The following is a 22407-nucleotide window of genomic DNA, read 5'->3' as shown; positions in this document are numbered from 1 at the left end:
CCCTACTGAATTATACACGCAGCAACAGTGGCACTGGACGTTTCATCCACCAAAATAGCCGAACCCGTTTTCTTATTGCTTATAAAATCATCAAATACCAAAGGCTGGGCAGTCCGTATGCTAACCTTTGCAATCTCATTCAATTTAATTCCTTCATCTGCCGTTTCCTTTTCCAGCGTATTGACATTGATCTTATAATCTACCTGCTTCACGATGGCTTTAAGCTGCCTGCTGTGATGCTGCAACACATATTTATTCCCCGGCTGAAGCCCTTTCTGATCCAGCCAGCACAGCAGAACTTCTACTTCTTTTTCAACTTTGGGAAGCTCTTCTGCTGAGGTGAAGAAATCTCCCCTGCTGATATCTATATCATCTTTGATCTGAATCACAACCGGCTGCCCTTCAAAAGCTTCCGGAACTTCAGCCCCATTCACTTCTATTGATGTAATTTCCGTAATAATTCCGGCTGGAAGTATTGCGATCTTATTTCCTTTCTGAAAATTTCCGCTTACAATTTGCCCTGCATACCCGCGGTAATCATGTAATTCCTCGGTCTGCGGACGAATCACATACTGAACCTGAAAACGGCTTCCGCTGTTCTGTTCCTGATCAATCTGTACTTCTTCCAGATATTCGAGAAGAGAACTTCCGTTGTACCAGTCTGTAACCGGTGATAAGGAAACAATATTATCTCCTTTCAATGCGGAAATAGGGAAATAGGTAACATCATTGAGTCCTAATTCTTCCGCGATTTTGGAATATTCCTCTTTTATATTTTCAAAAACTTCTTCAGAATAGTCTACCATATCCATTTTGTTGATGGCAACCGCTATTTTTTTCAGTTTAAGTAATGATGCAATGATAGAATGTCTTCTGGTCTGCTCTATAACTCCTTTTCGGGCATCGATCAGGATAATCATCAGATCGGAATTGGATGCACCGGTAATCATATTCCGGGTATACTGTACGTGTCCCGGTGCATCCGCAATGATAAATTTCCTTCTGGATGTGGAGAAATACCGGTAAGCAACATCAATGGTAATTCCCTGCTCTCGCTCTGCGCGGAGGCCGTCTGTTAAAAGGGCCAGATCCACACCGTCTTCATTTTTGTTTTTAGAATGCTTTTCAAGTACTTCCAGCTGATCCTGCAAAATACTCTTGCTATCGTAAAGGAGCCTTCCGATAAGGGTACTTTTACCGTCATCTACGCTTCCTGCTGTGATTAATCTTAGTATATCCACGATTTTTATAAATGATAAGTGATTAATGATGAGTAATAAGTAATTGGTAATGAGTAATATTTATGCTAACACTTATTTTCCAGAATGGATGTATTGCTTATTACTGATTGCTTATTACTGATTTAAAAATAGCCTCCTTTTTTCCGGTCTTCCATTGCCGCTTCGGTAACACGGTCGTCAATTCTGGTTTCTCCTCTTTCAGAAATCCTGGTAGCTACGATTTCTTCTATTACCCTGTCAACGGTAGCAGCTTCAGACTCCACGGCTGCTGTACAGGTCATATCGCCTACGGTCCGGTAGCGGATCCGTTTGGTCGTGATGGTGTCACTTTCTTCCAGAACAGCAAATTCAGAATTAGCGATCCATTGCCCATTGAGATCTACCACTTCTCTTTCATGCGAGAAATAGATAGAAGGCAGCTGTATATTTTCTCTTCTGATATAATTCCAGACATCAAGCTCGGTCCAGTTGCTTATCGGGAAAACCCGTACATTTTCTCCTTTGTGGATTTTTCCGTTGAAAATATTCCAAAGTTCCGGACGCTGCAGCTTAGGATCCCATTGTCCGAATTCGTCCCTTACCGAAAATATTCTTTCTTTTGCCCGGGCTTTTTCCTCATCCCTCCTTGCCCCTCCGATGCATGCATCAAACTCGAATTCTTCAATGGTATCAAGTAATGTAAAAGTCTGAAGCCAGTTGCGGCTCGGGAATTTTCCTTTGGGTTCTGTGAGTTTTTTCTGCCGGATGGTGTCTTCCACTTTTCTTACTACAAGACTTACATTGAGTTCCGCAGCAAGCTTGTCTCTGAAGTCTAAAACTTCCGGAAAATTATGTCCGGTATCTACATGAACAAATGTGAACGGTATTTTTCCATGAGGAAATGCTTTTGCTGCAAGATGGGCCAGGACAATGCTGTCTTTTCCGCCACTGAACAGTAAAGCCGGACGTTCAAACTGCCCTGCCACTTCCCGTAAAATATAGATGGATTCGGCTTCTAACTGATCTAAATAATTTAAATGATATACTGACATATTTGTATTTTTTATTGATGAACATGTAAACCGCACTCTTTTTTATCGGCATCTTCCCACCACCAACGGCCCGCTCTGAAATCTTCCCCTTCTTTGATTGCCCTTGTGCAGGGTTCGCATCCAATGCTTACAAAGCCTTTTTTATGAAGATGGTTATAAGGCAGATGATGGTTTTGAACATATTCTGCCACCTGTTGTGTGGTCCAGTGAAGGATGGGATGGAATTTAATGATCTGATGATCCGGATCCCATTCCAGCTGCGGCATCTGTCCCCTTCCGACAGAATGTTCGGAGCGTAATCCTGTGATCCAGACTTTGTAGCCCAGAAGCGCCTGTTTTAAGGGCTGAACTTTCCGGATATTACAGCATGCTTTTCTTTTTTCCACGGATTGATAAAAAGAATCCGGTCCGTTTTCTGAAACGAAATGCTGCAGTGCTTCCGGGTCCGGATAATAGGCTTTGATCTTCTTTTTGAAGAACGCTCTGGATGAAGCCCATGTTTCATAGGTCTGCTCAAAAAGCCTTCCCGTATCCAGCGTGAAAATATCAATCTCCAGGTTTTTTATCAGGTGAGTGACTACCTGGTCTTCGTAGCTGAAGCTGGTAGAAAAGATCACTTCGCCAGGAAACCTATCGGACAGTTTTTGTAAATAATCCGTACTGAAAGCAGCGTCAGAAGCCTCTCCCAGTAGATTTTCAAATTCTGTTTTCAGACTATTTTCCATATCAAATTGAATCTAAGTCCTGCAAATATATATAAATCCTATTTATCCTACCAAATTACTAGGATATAAAATTTAAAAAAAATTTCAGCTGTTTTTAAGAAAAGAAGTAAGTGTTGCTTCCATCATGCTTTTTCTGGTTTTCTCTCTTACGATGATCAGTTCATTTCTGAGATAGCAGGTTGCTTCGTCAACACAGTCGTCGCAAGGTTCATAAAAATTCAATGAAATACATGGAGTGAGGGCAATGGGACCTTCAAAAATGCGATAGATATCAGCCAGTGAAACATCATCAGGTGATTTCAGGAGATAATAGCCTCCTGCATTTCCCTGTTTGCTGTTGACCAGTTTGGCTCTTTTTAATTCTAGAAGAATCTGTTCCAAAAACTTTTTGGAAATATTCTCCTCCTGTGCAATAACAGCGGTGGACAAAAATCCCTGATTGTAGTTTCTTGCCAGTCTGATCATTGCTTTCAAAGCATATTTACAACGTTTGGACATCATAATTCATGCAAGTTATGACAATTTATTTGATTATAGAAATTGCGATTTCAGATTAAAAAAATCCATATGGATCAGAACCTGAAAATATCCTTTAAAGTCCGGATTTGAATAATTACATTGTATATTTGTTGAAATTTAAATTTGATGAGCGCAATAGAATTTAACCAGATGTGGAAAGAGAAATTACTGAACCGTTTTCTCGCTTATGTAAAAATATATTCAACCAGCGATGCAGAAAGTGAAACCACACCTTCTACTTCCAGACAGTGGGATATCGCCAAATATATCGCTGAAGAACTGGCAACCATAGGACTGGAAGATGTTTCTATTGATGACAACGGTTATATTATGGGCTATGTGCCTTCCAACCTGGAAAATAATGACAGACCTACCATTGGTTTTATCTCGCATTATGATACTTCTCCGGATTTCAGCGGTGAAAATGTAAAGCCGCAGGTTTGGGAAAACTATGACGGGAGTGATCTTATCCTGAACCAAACGACAGGATTTACCTTATCTCCATCAAAATTTGAGAGTTTAAAAAATTATATAGGACAAACTCTGATCACCACTGACGGAAATACGCTTCTTGGAGCTGATGACAAAGCTGGATGTGCAGAAATTGTAACGGCTGCAGAATACCTTATTGCAAATCCTGAAATTAAGCACGGAAGAATTGCTGTAGGGTTTACACCTGATGAGGAAATCGGCCGAGGTGCCCATAAATTTGATGTGGCTAAATTCGGTGCTGAGTGGGCCTATACTATGGACGGAAGTGAAGTGGGAGAACTTGAGTATGAAAACTTTAATGCAGCAGGTGCTGTAGTAAAAATCCACGGACTGAGCGTTCACCCGGGCTATGCATATGGAAAAATGGTCAATGCCAGTCTTCTGGCAGCGGAATTTATACAATTGCTTCCTGCGAATGAAACTCCGGCAACGACAAAAGGCTTTGACGGATTTTATCATTTAATGGACATTACTGCTGATATTTCTGAGGCCAAACTTCAATACATCATCCGTGACCATGATGAAGAAAAGTACGAAGCGAGAAAGAAATTCCTGCAAGAAAAAGTAGCTGAATTTAACCAAAAGCATGGCGAAGGAACTGCTGAGGTGGAAATCAAAGAGCAGTACAGAAATATGAAGCAGCAGTTTGAAGGAAAAATGCACATCATTGACCTTGCTGCCAAAGCGATGAAGGAAGCCGGCATTGAACCAAAGATCAAAGCGATCAGAGGAGGAACAGATGGTGCTCAGTTATCTTATATGGGACTTCCCTGTCCGAATATTTTCGCAGGAGGCATGAACTTCCATGGGCCTTATGAATATGTTGCTCTGGAAAGTATGGAAAAGGCCGTCGAGGTGATCGTCAATATCGTAAAAGCTTAATTTAATCCTGATGAAAAGATTTTCAGCATTAGCATGTATTCTGGTTTTTGCTTTCAGCAATGCGCAGGTTTCTGAATTTGAGAAAGCCGATTCCAGGTATGAACGAAAAATCAAGTCCCTGTACAAGAAATATCCGAAGCCTAATGATGAAAGAACCAAGCAGGAATGGCTTCTTACGGAAGAAAAAATTTCCAGCTATAAAGGTGCTTTAGAGAAAATTTCTGAAGAAGAAAAGAAAACCGTAACGGATGTTCCGCCACCCTCAGCACCGAAGATCACCAAAGAAGCCGAATATGAAGCCGGAAAAGCCTCTTTTCAGAAGCTTTTAAATGAGGCCGTTGATCTTACCTTTCTGAATTTTGCAGTTAATCCTTATAAAATAACATTAAAGTTCACTCTGGATTCTAAAGGAAATGCCTATGACGTAAGAGTGAAAGGCAACAACCAGGATGTAAATGCCTTTATTGAAGCCGGATTTTACCGCATCAGGGATAAAGGTAAATGGAAACCTGCAGAATCAAACGGGAGACCCGTCCTTTCAGTGGTCACACTTCCATTACAACTGAATTTCAGCAAATAAATACCATGTAAACCGTTGTGAGAGCAGCGGTTTATTTTTTGTATAATATTCCAATAGTAATCAATCTTTTATCATAATATTTCTCCTTCTGATGAAATGAGTTTGTTTTTTTACTATATTTAAACATCAGACTATTAATACATAACATCCAATTTATTATGAAAAAAATGAAAAAAATTTCAAGAAAAGAGTTGTCAACGATTTCCGGTGCAGGCCCAGGCGGCTGTCATATGAACGGTAATTCTGCGTACTGCTGGTCAGACTGTGACTGTACTTTTGGAAGTGCCTGTGAAATGGCTGATGACGGAAATCCGGGATCATGCATCCATGTGGGGTTTCCTGGCGGTGGAGGCGGAACCACATGTAATCCTCCTTCTATCTGTGAAGAACAGCCTTATTAATATTACCGGCCGGAAGCATGAACTTCCGGTTTTTTTATTTTCTTTCCATTAAAAACAGAACCTCGTCATAGGGTCCCTGCCGTTCATCAAATAAAGTTTCTTTGCCCTTCTGATAATTGTTGTTTTGCATCAGATTTTTAACAACAATTTATGAAACAACAGATTTTAGCACTCAGCTCATTTTTATTATGTATTACCTGCTCAGTTGAAACCAAAGCGCAACAGGTTCCCGCTTTTCACATTGGGATCAAGGGAGGTGCCAATTTTACGAAAACCTCAGCAGAATCATCAGCATTGGAAGGAAAATACGGTTTGGGATACCACGGAGGAATTATGACCAGAATGGATATCGGAAGCCTTTATGTACAGGGAGAAGCCTTATTCAACAAAAGAAAAACTTCATATGATTCCAAGGAGGGAAGCTCACCTAAACTGACCTGGAGTTCTGTTGATATTCCGATTGTTATCGGTTATAAATTGGTCAATATGAAGGATTTTAACCTGAGAGCTTTTGCGGGAGGTGTTTACAGCTATGCTTTTAAAAATAATATATCGACGTCACAGGCGCTACGGGAGGGTTTCAAAAAGTTTGACAAATCCAATATCGGAGTTACCGGAGGGATTGGTGTAGATTATAAAAATTTCACGGCAGATCTCCGGTATGAAACGGGACTTTCAAGTATCAGCAAGGAATTCAAATCTAAACCGCACACCTTTAGCCTGGGGATAGGCTATTTTTTATTCTAAAAACTTAAATTATCTTTACTTCCAGAAACTGCATCCCCGGCAGTTTCTAATTTTTTATAACTCTACCTGATTTCCCATGACAAAACATTTTGTTTTAAGAAAATACATTTTTGTTGTTATTTTCTGGCTTGTTTTTGCGGTTGCTGTCTGGATTAACTTTCAGGCTTCATCGGAAAAAAACACAGCCCTGTTTGAGACGATTGGTCTCGTGATAAGTTCTTTTCTTTTTACTCATTTTCTAACGACTAAAATGCTTCCCAAGGCTTTACGGTTAAAGAAAATGAAACTTTTTTTAATTGAGGCCCTGTTCATTATCCTTCTGCTGAGCTTTATCTATTCCCTGATCTTCACTTACGTTGGAATGAGGGCAAAAGCTCCCCTGCCTGAAGGTTTTGCGAGCCACCTTCCATTTATCTGGAAAGGTTTTTATCTGGCCCTGCCTGCCTCTTTTCTCATCAATGGCGCAGCCTGCGGGATTAAATTCTATCAGGAACATGGAAAAATAGAACGCGATCATATCCTGCTTCAGCAGGCACATCTTGAAAACCAGCTCAAGCTGCTGCAGGACCAGATCAATCCTCACGTGGTATTCAATATTTTAAACCACATCCATATCTTAATGAAAACGGATACCAAACTAGCGGATTATTTACTGCTCAAGTTTTCAGATATTCTTCGTTATCAGCTCTACCACTGTAACCAGAACCTGGTTCCTCTGGATAAAGACATTGAACACCTGCAAAATCTGGTGGAAGTTGAAAAATTAAGGTGGGGAAATGAACTGGAAGTAAAAACCACATGGAACATAGAAAATGAGAATGCTTTTATAGCTCCTCTCCTTCTTGTTCCCTTCATCGAAAATGCATTTAAGTATGTCTGCAGGCTCCCCGGTCACAAGGGTTATGTAACGATTTCATGCAAAGAACAAGGCGGACAGCTTTTATTTGATGTAGAAAACAGCTATTCAGATGCTGTACAATATAAAAAAAAGGAAGGAGCGGGTGGCATCGGGCTTCAAAACGTTCAAAAACGTTTAAACCTCCAATATCCGGGTTCCCATACCCTTACCATTGAATCCGGTCATGATGTATACAAAATAACTTTAGCACTAAAATTATCCAATAAATATGAATCCTATTCCTAAAATAAAATGCCTGATTATAGATGATGAACCCCTTGCGAGATTTCATCTTAAAGAACTGGCTGACCAGATTGAGTTTCTATCCGTTGAAGATACTTGCGCAACAGCTCTGGAAGCCGATACTATAGTAAAGGAAAAGGAAATTGATCTCCTTTTTCTGGATATTAATATGCCTTATTTAAGCGGTCTTGAATTTCTGGAACAGCTGGAAAACCCGCCTTTATCTATCCTGACAACAGCATATTCTGAGCACGCCCTGGAAGGATACCGCCTTCAGGTGGTGGATTATCTCCTGAAACCTATTGCTTTTAACCGCTTTTACCAGGCTGTCAATAAAGCTCAGCAGCAGTTTATTGTTTCTGAAAAAATGAAAAAGAATTCTCCTTTTGATGATCCTTTTTTATATGTAAGACAATCGGATACTTTTGTAAAAGTCTCCTGGGTAGACATTCTGTATGTTGAAAGCATGCAAAATTATACGAAACTTCACTTTAAAGATAAATCTCTGGTCATCCACCAGACCATGAAAGCCATTGAAGAACTGCTCCCGTCAGAGCATTTTTTCAGGATCCATAAGTCTTTTCTGATCAATATCACACACATTGACATGATCTCCGGGGGACGCCTTTTCATTAATAAAACCGAACTCCCGATCTCCCGAACCAGAAAGGAGGAGCTGCTGAATCAGGTGGTCTACAAGAAGCTTATCAGTAAATAATAAGAATAGAATAAAACATTTTGTGAAAGTATCCATGTGAAGGTTTAAAACCTCGACATGGATACCAACGGGAGCTCATTTTTCACGGAAGGTTCCAACGTAGTGAGACTGCGGCATAGAATGTAGTGGCGAATCTGGGATCTGCGATTTTTTTATCCCGGAAAATACTTTTTATCTTCCGGTCATTTTCGCTGATGCCTCTCAAAAGAGCTGTTCCGCCGGTGAGATGAAGGCTGAGCTTTTCATTGATTTTTATTTCCGGTCTGAGTCCTGCCGTGATCTGCTGATACCCCAGCAGCATAGATTTTCCGTCTTTATTCCGCTCTACGGTCATCCCGCTGAGGTTTACTACTGCTTTCAACGCAAACTTATCAGAAAACAGGTAGCCGGCTTCCATTCCTTCGGGGAAATTGATCTTAAATTTGATTTTTCCATTGGTTTTCCAGTCGAAATAGATCCACGGCAATATCATAGGAACCCCGAAAGCCGTTGTGAGCACCGGGCCTGCACCCAGAGCCAGATTAGGATTGAAATGTCTGATAAACAGGATTCCTCCCTGCCCCAGTATATCGTCTGAACTTATCTGCTCAAGATCTGAGTAAATTCCTACGGAAGCCGCCATCATCATACTCCACTTCTTCCCAAGAGGCCTCATGTGCTGGATTCCCACCTGCGCATTCAGTATTTCATCAGGAAACAACTGCTTTTCGTAATCTTTATGGGTCATTTTCGCATAAGATCCACTCAACAGCAGGGACCATGCTTTTATCTTTCCGGCACTGTCTTTTTTTACCGACAATGGAATGCTGAGGTTAATGTCTGCCCTTTTAAAATCTGTCTTCGAATTGGTTTTAACACTGTCTTCCGGACGGATATAACTGGAAAAAGGGATGTATTCGGTTTTGAGCTCAGCGGATATTCCGGTTTGGGCAAGGGCACAGTAGCCAGACAGACAGCATGCTACTGCCAAAAGATTTCTCTTCATAATTTAAATTTTTCTGCAAAGAGAGACCTTTGGCCTTTTGACACAAAAATTACTTGATTAAGTGTCCGGATGGTATGACCAAGCGAAAAAATAAGATGATCTAAAAACAGGACTGCATCCTGTTTTGAATTAAGCCGCCCCTTCGGGGCTCCCCTGTCTGTAATCTATACTCCTTCTTCCAGACTTAAATGACCGGTAGGCAAACCAAACCGCAATCAATGCTATTCCGGTACGCATGCCCACCATTGGAATAATAGAATCTGCCTCCAACAAACCGGCAAGGCCTGAAAGAAAGAAGGTAACCATCAGCTGGATAAATCCCATGATGGCAGCAGCCGTACCGCGTCCTTCTTTAAACGGAGACAACGCATGGGCAGAGGTAATGGGAAACAGGATTCCTATGGCCAGCAAGGACAGATGCAGCATTACAATTTCCAGTATTACAGAGAGGTCTGCGGCAGCAATCAGCATATGAAAAGCGCATACTGCCAGCAATAAAATGGTAGCTGCCAGCAGAAGCTTTGTATCTGTTATTCTTTTGATCAATCTGGGCGTAATATAAGCAGCCACAATTAATGCCAATGAATTAAACCCAAATATCAGGCTGAAAACACCGCTGGAAAATCCGCGAAGTTTCATGAATAAAAATGGGGCATTGGAAATATAAATTATCAGAGAGGCAAAGGCGATACTTCCGATCATGGTACTGTTGATGAACTCTTTGTTGGAAAGAATGGTTTTAAGATGATCTTTCAGTTTCTTTTCTTCTTCCTCTTGATCAGAAACTCCCGGTTTTGAATGGGTTTCAGGAACATATTTATACACCATGGCCAAAGTTATAAGCCCGAGGATCGTCAAAAAAGCAAACGAGCTGTTCCAGCCCCAGAATTTCAGGAATACACTTCCCAGGAGCGGGGCAATAATGGGAGCAATACCACTGATCTGCGACTGCCGGGAAAAGATGGCAACAGATTTCTGACGGTCATACAGGTCAATCACAATAGCCCGTCCAATCACAATTCCTGCGCTGCCTCCGAAAGCCTGAAGGAAACGCATGGCCCACAATACATAAATATTTTCAGTAAAAAATATGGCCGTGGCTCCTATGATGAAAAGCAAAAGCCCGCAATACAGCATCGGTTTCCGTCCGGTTCTGTCCGACAAGGGTCCCCAAAGAAGCTGTCCAAAAGCAAAGCCTGCAAAAAATACGGAAATTGAGATCTGGATATGCCCGATATCTGTTTGAAAAATCTTCGCCATGCCTGGGAAAGCCGGCAAATAAAGGTCTATACTTAATGATTCCAGGGTATTGAGTAGTGCCAGAATAAACACTACAATGCTTAAATTTCTCATAAATGAATGGTCAATAAACAATTCTTACAATTGTTTTTCTTCCAGCAAAATTCCACTAAAAAACAATGCTTTTCAATACAGGAACTGAAGGAACACCAGCACAAACTGAGGATTTCACCGAAGACTATTCTTTTACATTTCTGAAACTTTCAGGATTCCGGCCTGTATGCTTTTTAAAGAACCGGGAAAAATAAGAAGCATCACTGAATCCCAGTTTGAAAGCAATTTCTTTTACGGTTAAAGCTCCGAAAGTAAGTTCCCTTTTAGCTTCAAGGGCAAGGCGCTGGGCGATCATTTTTTTCACGGTGGTTCCACGGGACAGTCGTACAATGTCATTAAGGTGGTGTGTACTCACTTTTATCTGATCTGCATAAAACCCAGTTTCTCTTTCCACAGTATAATGTTCTTCAATGAGGTTTACCAGCTTTTGGATACGCTGTCTGTCATTAATGGTAGGGTCCTGGCTGTTAATCTGTCCGGTGATGATGATGCAGAATGCCCTCAGGTATGTTTTTAATAAACCTATCCTTGAGGCACCGTTATATTCTTCTTCCATCAGGGAGATGATTGTACTGCAGGTTGCTGCGCTTTGAGGATCTAATGTGAAGGGACATGTTCCTGCCGTGAGGAAGGTTTCTGCGTCGCAGGCTTCTTTAAATATTTCACGGCTTATGGCCAGCACATAGCCTTTTTCCCCTTTCAGTTTCATATTGAAAACCTGTCCCGGTGCAATGATACAGATCTGGTTATTTCTTAGGAAATGATTTTCAAAATCGAGTTCTAAGCTGCTATTTTCTTTCACATGGCTGAACCAGATGATTTCAAAGAAGTTATGCCGGTGAACATCATTAAAATTTTCAGGATGCCCGGTCTCCAGAGTAGTCAGCTGAAACTGCTCGGAAGTAAGGTGATGGACGGGTATATTTCTTTCCGGTGAGTTCATCAGTGTTCTTGGATGTATACAGGATTAAACAAAAACCACAGCAAAAAAGATGCTGCGGTTTTCTACAATATTCAAAATTAAATATAATTTTTATTCACCTTGTTGGTTGTTCAGGAAAGCATCCCAGCCCTGTGCCGTCAGCGGAACCAGCTGGTTGGACCCTCTTGCCACCATATAATTTCCTTCTTCATGGTCTACAGCATGTCCGATAATGGTAAAATCCGGATGGTTTTTAATTTTATCGAAATCATTCGGAGAAATAGTGAACAGGAGTTCATAATCTTCCCCACCACTCAGTGCCGTCATTACCGGATTAAGGTTCATTTCGTCCGCTGTGGATATGGTAAGACTGTCCATCGGAATTTTTTCTTCATACAATCTGAACCCTGTTTTTGACTGGTCAGAAAGGTGAAGGATTTCAGAGGCCAGGCCGTCAGAAATATCGATCATCGAAGTCGGTTTAATATCCAGTTCTTCCAGAATCGTTTTAATATCGGTTCTTGCTTCCGGCTTCAGCTGTCTTTCAAGAATATAATCATAGCCTTCCATTTCGGGCTGCATATTGGGATCTGCAAGGTAAACGGCGTGCTCTCTTTCAAGGATCTGAAGTCCCATATAAGCTCCGCCAAGGTCTCCGGTTACTACCAGCAGGTCATTCGGTTTTGCGCCGCTTCTTTTCACGATATTTTCATCGTTTTCAATTCCTATGGCAGTGATGCTCATTACCAATCCGGAATTGGAGCTTGTGGTATCTCCTCCGATCAGATCTACCTTGTATCTTGAGCATGCCGCCTGAATTCCGGAATAGATCTCTTCCAAAGCTTCCACCGGGAAACGGTTGGAAACTGCCAGAGAAACCAGGATTTGTGAAGGAACTGCATTCATGGCCGCAATATCACTGAGATTTACGACAACAGCCTTGTAGCCCAGATGTTTTAAAGGAACATAGCCTAAATTAAAGTGAACGCCTTCGGCAAGCACATCTGTGGTAAGAACCACTTTTTTGCTACCCGGATTGATAACTGCCGCATCATCTCCCACCCCAAGTTCCGAAGATTCGTTGGAAAGCGGAAAATGCTCCGTCAGATGTTTTATAAGACCGAATTCCCCTAATTTTGAAATGGGCGTGAGCTCCTGTGATTTATCTTCAAACATAATATTTCTGTATTAATGTCCAATGTAAAATGTATTCATGATTTTAAACTTTAAATCCTGAAATACGCCTTAAACTTTGAACTATTTCGTAAATTCTGCCGGATCCACATTATTCGGATGGAAAGGAAGTTTTTTGAAATCTTCCCTGCTCAACACCACTGTTTCCGGGCTTTTGTATTTATTCATCGCCTCCACTACATCATCAGGCGGGTTGGTCATTTTTCTCAGCATCATATCAATCCATACTCCGGTAGCCTCTGCTGTGGCACAGTGTACCCCATCCGGTGTATAGAACTTATGAACGAATCTGTAAATGGAAGAATCCTCTGAGCATCCATCAATCTCCAGGCTTACAATAACCGTCTGGTCTGCGTAGATCTCCTTGAAAAAAGAATACCTTTCATGCAGGATTACCGGCCCGATTCCCCATCTGCTCAGCTGGGTAACGCCCATTTTCTCTTTGGTCATAAAAGCCATTCTGGTCTGGGCACAGTATTGTACATATGATGAGTTGGCCAGGTGCTTGTTTGCGTCAAGATCACTCCAGCGTACTTCGAATTTATGGTAAAAAATCATTTAAAATGGGTTTAATATGATCTGTAAAGTTTATTCTCAACCACAAAAGTCACATAAGATATTCACATTATGGAAAAAAGCTAAGTTGACCATCAGGATGCATAGAAGTTCACATAACAAGAAAATCAAAGATTTTCAAAAACTTAAATGTTCTTTTAACTTCATCAATAATCCTTAAGCATTGCCAAAGCTTTTGGCTCTTTTGTGGTTAATATTTAAAACTTTAAAGTTCAAAAATTATAATCTTCAAAATTACTCAAATAAGATGGTTTATAAAAATTGTACTTTTGAAAAAATAATCTTCCGCATAGGATTAGCATTATATGAAACAGATCATCATTATCGGAGGCGGTGCTGCGGGCTTTTTCTGCGCATCGAATCTTGACGAAAAAAAATACAGAATCTCAATTCTGGAGCAAAACTCGGATGTCCTTCAGAAAGTAAAAATTTCGGGAGGCGGCCGCTGCAATGTGACTCACGCCTGCTTTGACCCAAGAGAACTGGTTCAGTTTTACCCGAGAGGAAATAAGGAACTTTTAAGTGTTTTCACGAAATTTCAGCCGGGAGATACCATGGATTGGTTTGAGCAGCGCCATGTTCCGCTTAAAATTGAGAACGACAACCGGGTATTTCCGGAAACGAATTCGTCACAAACTATTATCAATACTTTTCTGAACGAGATTCAAAACAAAAAGGCAGAAATTAAAACCAAATGCTCCGTTAAAGACATTGAAAAAAAGGATGAAAAATATGTTGTAAAAACCAGTCTTGGGGATTTTGAAGCAGATCATATCATCTATGCCACCGGAAGTTCTCCTAAATCGCTGAAGATCGTTGAAAATCTGGGCCATAAAATTGTGGATCTTGTTCCGTCGCTATTTACTTTCAATATAAAAGATGAGCTGCTAAAGGATATGCCTGGAACCAGCTTTGAGAATGCGGAAATCTCAATTCCTGCCTTAAAAACGGAAGAAAGCGGGCCTTTGCTGATCACGCACTGGGGGCTTTCAGGACCTGCTGTTCTGAAGATTTCAGCCTGGGAAGCCATCAGTCTGGCAAAAGCAAAATATCAGTTTGAAATTGAGGTGAATTTTATTTCAAGAACGATGGATGAGGCTGAGGAAAGCTTTTTGAATTTTAAGCAGTCCAATCCGAAGAAAACAATCGGACAGTCGAAGATCTTTGAAATTACTAACCGGTTCTGGCAGAAAATACTGGATGTTTCGCAGGTGGATCTTAATAAACAGGTTTCCAATATTTCAGGGAAGGAAATGCAGAAGATCCTTGAAAACCTCTGCCAAAAGAAACTGAAGGTAACGGGAAAATCCACTTTTAAAGACGAGTTTGTAACCGCCGGAGGCATTGATTTAAAGGAAATTAACTTCAAAAACATGTCGTCAAAACTTCTCCCCAATTTTTATATTGCCGGAGAAGTGCTTAATATTGATGCGGTGACGGGAGGTTTTAATTTTCAGGCATGCTGGAGTGAAGCGTGGCTTATTTCACAATATCTAAATAACTTATCATGATGAAAAAAATTTCAGTAATCCTTTTGCTTTTAGGAACCCAGTTGGTTTTTTCGCAAAGCATACAAAAAGAAGAATCACAGCAGAAAGATCCTGCACCAGGTATTCAGAAACTTAGTGTAAAAGAGACTCCCGTTGAATTTCCCGGGGGAATGGCTGCCTTGAGAAGTCATATCAGTAGTACATTTGATCCATCCATAATTAAGGGTTCAGGCACATTCAAATCTGTCACCAAACTTTTGATTCTCCCGGATGGAAGTATGAGTTCAATTTCGACAACCGGAGATAATCCTTCCATGAATAAAGAAATGACCCGGGTTATTAAAGCCATCAGAACAAAATGGAAACCGGCAACCCGCGACGGACAACCCATTGAGACAGAGTACCAAATCCCGATGACCATAAGCCTTCAATAAATGCTCACCACCAAAAAACATATTCCCCTTTTATTAAAAACCCTTTTGATCATTGGGTTCGGATATTTTTTTTGGTTAATGCTTAAAATAACCCTGGAATATATTCCTTTCAATCCGAATGTAAGTTTTCTGATGATCAAGCAGACGGAGGTCCAGGACAGACCGGAATATCTTTCTTTTTTCTATACGCACGTCTATACGAGCATTTTTGTCCTGCTATCAGGTTTCCTGGCTATCCTCCGGAAGGATTTCGGCATTAAAAACTTTCATAAAAATATGGGTAAAATCTATATTTTTCTAATTCTCATTCTCACAGCGCCATCAGGAATCTATATGGGATTTTTTGCGAACGGAGGCTTTTTTTCCAAGATCTCTTTCGTTATTCTTGGAACGCTCTGGTGGTTTACGACCTATAAAGCCTATCAGGCTGCCCGTCAAAAACGGTTTAAGGAACATAAACAATGGATGTGGCGGAGCTTTGTTCTCAGTTTATCTGCACTTACCCTGCGGATCTGGAAAGTTATTATCGTATATTTATTCCACCCAAATCCAATGGATGTTTACCAGATCATCGCCTGGCTCGGCTGGATCCCGAATATCCTTTTAATTGAATATTTAATCACAAAAAAACAGATATGAAAATTTTAAATTACACCCTGGTCTCTTTACTGGCAGTTTCTCTTTTAAGCTGCAAAAAGGAAGGAAAGATCAATGAAACAGGAAAAGACTCTGTAATCGCTAAAAAAGATTCTGTAGTCATTCCAGAGATCTATAAAGAATATTACGGGATTTACACCGGAGATTTTGCGGGCATGGAAAAAATGGTGGACGAAACCGACGGCTCTGAGTATGATGCAAGTATTAAGAAAAGAATCTCTTTAAAAATCAACAGGATCACGAAAGACAGCGTCTACGGGCAGAGCATTGTGAATGGAAACCAGCGCCCGTTCAGAGGGGTTTTCAATGAGAGTACCAAGTCTTTTGTGCTGGATGAGCCGGGAAATGATAAAACGGACGGCAGATTTGAAGTACAATTAGAAGGTGACAGCATCACCGGAAAATGGAATGCCTTTAACAAAACTGCCGTAAAATCACCTTTAAAAACGATTAAACTATCAAAAAAGGAATTCGTATACAATCCGAACTTTATGCTGGATAAAAATTCCGATCTGGTAGACTGGTCAAATCCGAAAGATTTTGTAGAGAAATATACTGATGAGGAAACCGGAAAAACGGAAAGCTACACGACCTCTAAAAACAGAGTGGCTTCCGAAGCTATTTTTGAGCTGAATGCCTCCAAACAGAAGCTTACAGAAAAAGAACTCAAAAATTTAAGGAAATTAGACCTTGAAATCATTAAGAATTCTGTTTTTGCGAGACATGGATATTCCTTCAAAAAGGAAACTTACCGGTATTTCTTTGAGCAGACGGACTGGTATATCCCTGTTTCCAATAACGTGGACAAGGAACTTTCTCCTATGGAAAAAGACAATGTAGCTTTGCTGAACCGCTTTATTAAATATGCGGAAGATAAATATGACAGTTTCGGAAGATAGGTTTAAGAGACAGGAAGTTGGAAGAGGGAAGCTGTGAGTTGCTATTGGGCTGAATATTTTTTACAGCTATCATAAAACGGATTGACAGCTTAAATAATCTCCCTTTTTTAAGATTCTGACTTGTGGGTTTTATAAGAATCTCTATTTAAATTAAGTATGAAAAAGTATCTGTTCTTTATTCTGATATTCCAGGCTGTTTTTATTGCAGCTCAGAAGGATTCTACTGTAGTGGCCGGGCCAAAACCTGCTCCTGTCGCTGAAACTACCTTCACAAAAGCCGCTGAATTTCCCGGCGGCCATAAAGCATTTGTTGCAGAGATCTTAAGAAATTTCAGAACCTCACCATTGGTAAAAGCCGAGATCATGAGTGCCGAAGCAGTAGCTACGTTTCTGGTGGACACAGACGGAAATATGGTGGATATTAAGATTGAGTCCTATAAGCATAAACTGGTGAAAGATGAATTTCTGCGGGCACTGAAAATGATTAAAACAAAGTGGATTCCTGCTGAACAGGATGGTAAAAAAGTCCGGAATTTCATGAGACAGCCCTTGGTGTTCAGTCTGGAATAGACTGTTTGCTTTTTCCGGTATTTAACTTCACCCAGAGGAAAAGCAACAGGCATCCTGCGGCATAACACAGAATATCTATCCACGAGAAAGAGTTTCCAATCACAATATACATCAGGCTTCCAGGACGGAGGCCTAGTTTTTCTGCTACCGTAAAGTATTGGGCAAATTCCACGATACAGGAAAAAATCAGAATTCCCAGAATCAGTTTTTCATCATTTATTCTTACAAAAGTTTTGACAAAAGTATAGAGGAGCATCACAACAATAACATCCCCAAGATAAGCCCGAACAAAGAAGAGATGTTCCAGTTTTGTAGCGATCAGAACTTCAATCAGAAAAATAAAGATGGTGAGAAGGAGATAGGTAAGACTGAATTTAAATTTCATGCTGTGTTTAGGTTTTGGCTAAAGCCTTTTTATGGCTGGTTTTAAATTACAATTAAGCGTAAGCGGGCTAAAGCCCGCTCCTATTGAACTTATACATTATCATTCAATTTTGGTCATAAAAAATCGGTATTCCAGGAACACCGATTTTTTTATAAACGATAAAGCAAAGATATTATTTCTTTACCTTTATGGTGCATCCAATGGCTACCGTCTTGGTCATTTTTACAGGTTCTCCTTTAATGAGGGCATTGACAGCATCCTGAACATAATATTCGGAGACATCATTCGGGTTTTCGTAATTATTATCGATAGCGCCGATATATTTTACGATATTCTTCCCGTTTTCTTTTTGCAGGACAAAAACGTGTGGTGTTTTAGTAGCTCCGTAAAGCGGATAGATTTTTTGTCCTTCATCTACCAGATAAGGGAAGGTGAAGCCTTTCTGTTTTGCTCTTTCTATCATCTGCTTGTAGCCGTCCTCCGGCTGTACGTTTGGATCATTGGGATTCACGGCAATCACCGGATACCCCTGATTTTTGAACTTTTTATCGAGCTCTACAATCCTGTCTTCATATTTTTTGGCGTAAGGACAATGGTTACAGGTGAAAACGACGATAAATCCTTTGGCACTTTTATAATCACTTAAAGAAACCATTTTACCGTCGATATTTTTCAGTTTAAAGTCTGCAGCCTCATCGCCTACTTCATATCCTTTTGCGGTAGGATTTTCAATCCGGGAAGAGCCATTCCTCTCATGATCTGCTGCTGTAAAGCTCAGCAATCCAAGACCGGCAATACATACTGCTATTAAAATTTTCAGATTTTTCATATTATTTATTTTAAATTTTCATTGATTGTCTTTTCCAGGTCTTCCTTACTCATTTCGCCGTCGTTGAAATGTATTTTTTCGCCATTTTTATAGAAAATGGTGATCGGAATATTTCCATCCCAGTTTTTCTCAAACCTCGGGATCCAGGTATTCATCCTTTTGATATCATCCAGCAGGATCACTTCTGCCCCGATATTTTTATTTTTGATGAACTTTATTACCCTTTCCTTGTCCACCAGCCTGTCCAGCGAAACCAGAAGCATTTTAAATTTTGGGTTACTTTTATGCTGATCATTGACTTCCATAAAGTGGGGCAGTTCTTTTACGCAAGGCGCACAGGTGGTTGACCAGAAGTTGACCACCAGCAGCTTATCATTTTCTTTTTCCAGCCTTTTCTCAAGATCTTCATATTTCATGGAAGGTACTTCTGCCTGTTGTGCACTACATACCGCAAAGCTTATGAAAAGAGTCAGTATACTTAATAAATTCTTCATGCTTAAAATTAGTAAATGCTCCGGTTTTCTATGAATATCAATATGTTAAACTTTGTTAAGAGCTTTAAAATCATTCAATTATTTTTTCACATTCACTTGAATTATATGAAATAAAATGTAAATTAGCATGACAATCAAATTAAAATATTATGAAAAAATCAAATTTCTCAAAAAGAAAGCTTTCAAAAAAAGAATTGAAGGAAATCAGTGGAGGAGCAAGACCGGTTTGCCCTAGAGTAGTAAGCTGCATTGATCCGGCAACGGGTGAAGAGCTGTATGGAGTGTACGGTGTTCAGGATGGCTATTGCTGCTAAGGTTTAATTTTATACTAAAACAATGAAGAATCCAACTATTCGAAACAGAAAGCTCACTAAGCAGGAGCTGAAAGAAATCAACGGTGGAGCTGCTTCATGCACCGGAGATCTATGCAAACTCAGGGGAGTAAGCAGTCATTTTATGATTGTAGGACCAAGAGGCAGAGACGGCTACTGCTGCTAAAAAATAACAGGATTTAAAAGAAAAAATGATTGGATTAACCTCCAATCATTTTTTTTATCGAGTTCAGTTTCATCAGTGCCTCGATCGGCGTTAATGTATTGATATCTATTTTCGTAAGCTCTTCGCGGATATTTTCCAGAACGGGATCGTCCAGCTGGAAAAAAGAGAGCTGCATATTCTCTTCCGTCACCCTTTTGATGCTTTCTGCAGTACTGGTCGTTTGTGTACGGCTGGCTTCAAGGGTTTTCAGGATCTCATTGGCCCGGTTAACTACTTTTGAAGGCATTCCTGCGAGCTTAGCCACGTGAATCCCGAAGCTGTGCTCGCTTCCTCCGGGAACAAGCTTTCTTAAGAAGATAATATTTCCTTTATTTTCCTGGATGGAAACATGGAAGTTTTTCACCCTTTCAAAGTTCACGGTCATTTCATTCAGCTCGTGATAATGTGTTGCAAAAAGTGTTTTAGCCTGTGTCGGGTGCTGATGCAGGTATTCTGCAATGGCCCATGCGATGGAAACCCCGTCATAGGTGGATGTTCCGCGACCTATTTCATCCAGAAGAATAAGGCTTCGTTCAGAAATATTGTTCAGGATATTGGCGGCTTCATTCATTTCCACCATAAATGTAGATTCTCCGGCAGAGATATTGTCCGTAGCTCCTACCCTGGTAAAGATTTTATCCAGAACCCCGATTTCAGCATGTTTTGCAGGAACAAAACTTCCGATCTGCGCCAGAAGGCAGACAATAGCAGTCTGACGCAGGATAGCCGATTTACCGGCCATGTTCGGTCCTGTAACCATAATAATCTGCTGGGAATCTTTATCTAAAAATATATCGTTCGGAATGTATTTTTCACCTAAAGGAAGTGCATTCTCAATAATTGGGTGTCTCGCTTCTTTAAGGTCTATGCCATATCCCTGATTAAGGACAGGCTTTGTATAACTTTCGGAAACGGCCAATTCGGAAAGTCCGGCTGCCACATCAAGCTGTGCAATGATATTGGAATTTCCCTGGATCTGGTCCATATACACCATTGTTTCGGCACATACATTTCTGTACAGCTCATTTTCCAGGACACTGATCTTCTCTTCGGCACCTAAAATCTGGCTTTCATATTCCTTCAGTTCTTCAGTAATATAGCGTTCTGCGTTCACCAAGGTCTGTTTTCTCAGCCAGTCTCCCGGAACCTTATCTTTATGGGTATTCCTTACTTCTATATAGTACCCGAATACATTATTAAAATCAATTTTAAGGCTTGAAATTCCTGTTCTTTCTATTTCCCGCTGGCACATTTCATCCAGGAAACCACGCCCTTTGCTCTGGAGATTTCTCAGCCTGTCCAGCTCTTCAGATATTTCTGATTTGATGATATTTCCTTTGGAGATATTCACCGGAAGCTCCTCATTGAGATGATTCTGTAAAAACTTGGTCAACTCTTCCATATCAAATAAAGGTTCCAGCCAGGCCATTACATCAGCATGCGGATGGAGTAATGCTTTGATCTGGTGAATATTAATAAGACTCTGACGCAGATACCCCAGTTCTTTCGGAGATATTTTTTCTGCAGCAAGTTTCCCCATCAGACGATCTAAGTCCGAAATAGATTTCAAAAGCTGGCAGATTTCGTATTTCAGCTGGTCATTTTCATTCAGGAAATCAATCAGGGAAAGTCTTCTCATGATTTCGTCCACTGATTTCAGCGGAAGAATAATCCTTCTTCTCAACAGTCTTCCCCCCATCGGAGTAGAGGTCTTATCGATAATATCCAGCAGTGATTTCCCCTGTGGGTTGCTTGGATACACAATTTCAAGATTTCTCAGGGTGAAATTATCCATCATCAGATATTCTTCCTGTGGAATGATCTGAAGTTTCGTAATATGGGCCAGAAGGTTGTGGTGGGTATCTTCCACCAGATAAGCGAAAATAGATCCTGCTGCCGTAATGGCCAAAGGAAGATTTTCAACTCCAAAACCTTTTAACGAATTCGTTTTAAAATGGGAAGTCAGTTTTTCGTAGGCAAAATTGTATTGAAAAGCCCAATCTTCAAGTTTAAAAGCACTTTTATTTTTCAGCAGGTCCGGCAGCTGGACGCTTCTCTGATAGATAATTTCACTGGGATCAAAAGTGGTAATGATATGCAGGATCTTTTCCAGATTTCCTTCACTGACCAGAAATTCACCGGTAGACACGTCTACCATGGCGATTCCGTACTTTTCTTTATCTTTATGGAGCGAAAGAAGGAAGTTGTTCTTTTTTGAATTCAAAACCTGGTCATTGAATGTAACCCCGGGAGTCACCAGTTCGGTAACTCCTCTTTTTACGATCCCTTTCACCATTTTCGGATCTTCCAGCTGATCGCAGATCGCAACCCTCATTCCTGCGCGTACCAGTTTCGGCAAATAAGAATCCACCGAATGATGAGGAAATCCTGCCAGCTCTATATGCCCTTCTCCATTGGCTCTTTTGGTAAGAACAATACCCAGGATCTGGGAAGTCTTAATGGCATCCTGCCCAAAAGTTTCATAAAAGTCTCCTACTCTGAATAACAAAAGCGCATCAGGATATTTTACCTTGATGGTATTGTACTGCGTCATTAACGGGGTTTCTTTCTTCGCTGCTTTTGCCATAATAAAAAATGAGCCCCA

Annotated in this window: 26 protein-coding genes; 13 read left to right on the top strand and 13 right to left on the bottom strand. The window is 40.5% G+C overall.

Annotated elements, in window-relative coordinates:
- Window positions 1–2 precede the first annotated feature (2 nt).
- The 4 genes from B7E04_RS03775 to B7E04_RS03760 form a co-directional block, all read right to left on the bottom strand.
- Entirely contained in the window at window positions 3–1241 is a 1239-nt protein-coding gene (locus B7E04_RS03775; RefSeq protein ID WP_080777438.1) for a sulfate adenylyltransferase subunit 1, read from the bottom strand.
- 122 nt (window positions 1242–1363) lie between these two features.
- Window positions 1364–2272: a sulfate adenylyltransferase subunit CysD gene (cysD, locus tag B7E04_RS03770; protein ID WP_080777437.1), complete on the bottom strand. Its 909-nt coding sequence runs from the start codon at window positions 2270–2272 to the stop codon at window positions 1364–1366.
- A gap of 11 nt (window positions 2273–2283) precedes the next feature.
- Window positions 2284–2997 (bottom strand): phosphoadenylyl-sulfate reductase, encoded by a 714-nt coding sequence (locus tag B7E04_RS03765; protein WP_080777436.1) that lies wholly within the window; start codon window positions 2995–2997, stop codon window positions 2284–2286.
- Between the two features lie 84 nt (window positions 2998–3081).
- Window positions 3082–3498 carry an RrF2 family transcriptional regulator gene (locus B7E04_RS03760; protein ID WP_080777435.1) on the bottom strand — a complete coding sequence of 139 codons (417 nt, stop codon included), beginning with the start codon at window positions 3496–3498 and terminating at the stop codon, window positions 3082–3084.
- 144 nt (window positions 3499–3642) lie between these two features.
- Here B7E04_RS03760 and pepT point away from each other — a divergent pair, with 144 nt between their 5' ends.
- The 6 genes from pepT to B7E04_RS03730 all read left to right on the top strand — a co-directional run bounded on the left by pepT (window position 3643) and on the right by B7E04_RS03730 (window position 8477).
- The gene (pepT, locus tag B7E04_RS03755; RefSeq protein WP_080777434.1) at window positions 3643–4890 is read left to right on the top strand and encodes a peptidase T; all 1248 of its coding nucleotides are present in this window, start codon (window positions 3643–3645) and stop codon (window positions 4888–4890) included.
- A 10-nt stretch (window positions 4891–4900) separates the two neighbouring features.
- Window positions 4901–5470, top strand: a complete 570-nt coding sequence (locus B7E04_RS03750) for an energy transducer TonB (RefSeq protein ID WP_080777433.1) — start codon at window positions 4901–4903, stop codon at window positions 5468–5470.
- Window positions 5471–5637: 167 nt separating this feature from the next.
- Window positions 5638–5871 (top strand): hypothetical protein, encoded by a 234-nt coding sequence (locus B7E04_RS03745; RefSeq protein WP_131797301.1) that lies wholly within the window; start codon window positions 5638–5640, stop codon window positions 5869–5871.
- A 150-nt stretch (window positions 5872–6021) separates the two neighbouring features.
- The gene (locus B7E04_RS03740; protein WP_080777431.1) at window positions 6022–6618 is read left to right on the top strand and encodes a porin family protein; all 597 of its coding nucleotides are present in this window, start codon (window positions 6022–6024) and stop codon (window positions 6616–6618) included.
- 280 nt (window positions 6619–6898) lie between these two features.
- The gene (locus B7E04_RS03735) at window positions 6899–7762 is read left to right on the top strand and encodes a sensor histidine kinase (protein ID WP_228439807.1); all 864 of its coding nucleotides are present in this window, start codon (window positions 6899–6901) and stop codon (window positions 7760–7762) included.
- Window positions 7746–8477, top strand: coding sequence for a LytR/AlgR family response regulator transcription factor (locus B7E04_RS03730; RefSeq protein WP_080777429.1), 732 nt, complete (start codon window positions 7746–7748; stop codon window positions 8475–8477). Before B7E04_RS03735 ends, B7E04_RS03730 begins: the two co-directional genes overlap by 17 nt.
- Before the next feature lie 82 nt (window positions 8478–8559).
- Here B7E04_RS03730 and B7E04_RS03725 read toward each other — a convergent pair whose 3' ends face one another.
- The 5 genes from B7E04_RS03725 to B7E04_RS03705 all read right to left on the bottom strand — a co-directional run bounded on the left by B7E04_RS03725 (window position 8560) and on the right by B7E04_RS03705 (window position 13489).
- Window positions 8560–9462 carry a DUF6268 family outer membrane beta-barrel protein gene (locus B7E04_RS03725; protein WP_080777428.1) on the bottom strand — a complete coding sequence of 301 codons (903 nt, stop codon included), beginning with the start codon at window positions 9460–9462 and terminating at the stop codon, window positions 8560–8562.
- Window positions 9463–9591: 129 nt separating this feature from the next.
- Window positions 9592–10815, bottom strand: a complete 1224-nt coding sequence (locus B7E04_RS03720) for a multidrug effflux MFS transporter (RefSeq protein WP_080777427.1) — start codon at window positions 10813–10815, stop codon at window positions 9592–9594.
- 124 nt (window positions 10816–10939) lie between these two features.
- Window positions 10940–11758 carry a helix-turn-helix domain-containing protein gene (locus B7E04_RS03715; protein ID WP_080777426.1) on the bottom strand — a complete coding sequence of 273 codons (819 nt, stop codon included), beginning with the start codon at window positions 11756–11758 and terminating at the stop codon, window positions 10940–10942.
- Between the two features lie 90 nt (window positions 11759–11848).
- Window positions 11849–12913: a thiamine-phosphate kinase gene (gene thiL, locus B7E04_RS03710; RefSeq protein ID WP_080777425.1), complete on the bottom strand. Its 1065-nt coding sequence runs from the start codon at window positions 12911–12913 to the stop codon at window positions 11849–11851.
- 81 nt (window positions 12914–12994) lie between these two features.
- Complete coding sequence (locus B7E04_RS03705) at window positions 12995–13489, bottom strand: acyl-CoA thioesterase (protein ID WP_080777424.1); 495 nt, start codon at window positions 13487–13489, stop codon at window positions 12995–12997.
- A gap of 323 nt (window positions 13490–13812) precedes the next feature.
- On the opposite strand from B7E04_RS03705, the gene B7E04_RS03700 reads away from it, so the two are divergent.
- The 5 genes from B7E04_RS03700 to B7E04_RS03680 all read left to right on the top strand — a co-directional run bounded on the left by B7E04_RS03700 (window position 13813) and on the right by B7E04_RS03680 (window position 17557).
- Window positions 13813–15018 carry a BaiN/RdsA family NAD(P)/FAD-dependent oxidoreductase gene (locus B7E04_RS03700; protein ID WP_080777423.1) on the top strand — a complete coding sequence of 402 codons (1206 nt, stop codon included), beginning with the start codon at window positions 13813–13815 and terminating at the stop codon, window positions 15016–15018.
- Window positions 15015–15431 (top strand): energy transducer TonB, encoded by a 417-nt coding sequence (locus tag B7E04_RS03695; RefSeq protein ID WP_080777422.1) that lies wholly within the window; start codon window positions 15015–15017, stop codon window positions 15429–15431. The genes B7E04_RS03700 and B7E04_RS03695 overlap by 4 nt, the downstream gene beginning before the upstream one ends.
- Complete coding sequence (locus B7E04_RS03690; RefSeq protein ID WP_080777421.1) at window positions 15432–16070, top strand: DUF2306 domain-containing protein; 639 nt, start codon at window positions 15432–15434, stop codon at window positions 16068–16070.
- Window positions 16067–16987 carry a YARHG domain-containing protein gene (locus B7E04_RS03685; protein WP_080777420.1) on the top strand — a complete coding sequence of 307 codons (921 nt, stop codon included), beginning with the start codon at window positions 16067–16069 and terminating at the stop codon, window positions 16985–16987. Before B7E04_RS03690 ends, B7E04_RS03685 begins: the two co-directional genes overlap by 4 nt.
- Before the next feature lie 156 nt (window positions 16988–17143).
- Complete coding sequence (locus B7E04_RS03680) at window positions 17144–17557, top strand: energy transducer TonB (protein ID WP_080777419.1); 414 nt, start codon at window positions 17144–17146, stop codon at window positions 17555–17557.
- Here B7E04_RS03680 and B7E04_RS03675 read toward each other — a convergent pair.
- From B7E04_RS03675 to B7E04_RS03665, 3 genes are all read right to left on the bottom strand, one after another.
- Entirely contained in the window at window positions 17544–17942 is a 399-nt protein-coding gene (locus B7E04_RS03675) for a ribosomal maturation YjgA family protein (protein WP_080777418.1), read from the bottom strand. The two genes, B7E04_RS03680 and B7E04_RS03675, sit on opposite strands and share 14 nt — an antisense overlap.
- 172 nt (window positions 17943–18114) lie before the next feature.
- Window positions 18115–18771, bottom strand: a complete 657-nt coding sequence (locus tag B7E04_RS03670; RefSeq protein WP_080777417.1) for a thioredoxin family protein — start codon at window positions 18769–18771, stop codon at window positions 18115–18117.
- 5 nt (window positions 18772–18776) lie between these two features.
- Window positions 18777–19265, bottom strand: coding sequence for a TlpA family protein disulfide reductase (locus tag B7E04_RS03665; protein WP_080777416.1), 489 nt, complete (start codon window positions 19263–19265; stop codon window positions 18777–18779).
- Window positions 19266–19414: 149 nt separating this feature from the next.
- On the opposite strand from B7E04_RS03665, the gene B7E04_RS21895 reads away from it, so the two are divergent.
- Both B7E04_RS21895 and B7E04_RS22075 read left to right on the top strand, forming a co-directional pair.
- Window positions 19415–19579 (top strand): bacteriocin, encoded by a 165-nt coding sequence (locus B7E04_RS21895; protein WP_139785330.1) that lies wholly within the window; start codon window positions 19415–19417, stop codon window positions 19577–19579.
- A 22-nt stretch (window positions 19580–19601) separates the two neighbouring features.
- Entirely contained in the window at window positions 19602–19763 is a 162-nt protein-coding gene (locus tag B7E04_RS22075; RefSeq protein ID WP_157884418.1) for a hypothetical protein, read from the top strand.
- Window positions 19764–19797: 34 nt separating this feature from the next.
- On the opposite strand, the gene mutS is transcribed toward B7E04_RS22075, so the two are convergent.
- The gene (mutS, locus tag B7E04_RS03660; protein WP_080777415.1) at window positions 19798–22389 is read right to left on the bottom strand and encodes a DNA mismatch repair protein MutS; all 2592 of its coding nucleotides are present in this window, start codon (window positions 22387–22389) and stop codon (window positions 19798–19800) included.
- Window positions 22390–22407: the final 18 nt, after the last annotated feature.

Source organism: Chryseobacterium phocaeense, assembly GCF_900169075.1.
GTDB lineage: Bacteria > Bacteroidota > Bacteroidia > Flavobacteriales > Weeksellaceae > Chryseobacterium > Chryseobacterium phocaeense.
The sequence above is the reverse complement of the archived record's forward strand: the minus strand, read 5'-3'. Positions and strand labels throughout refer to the sequence as shown.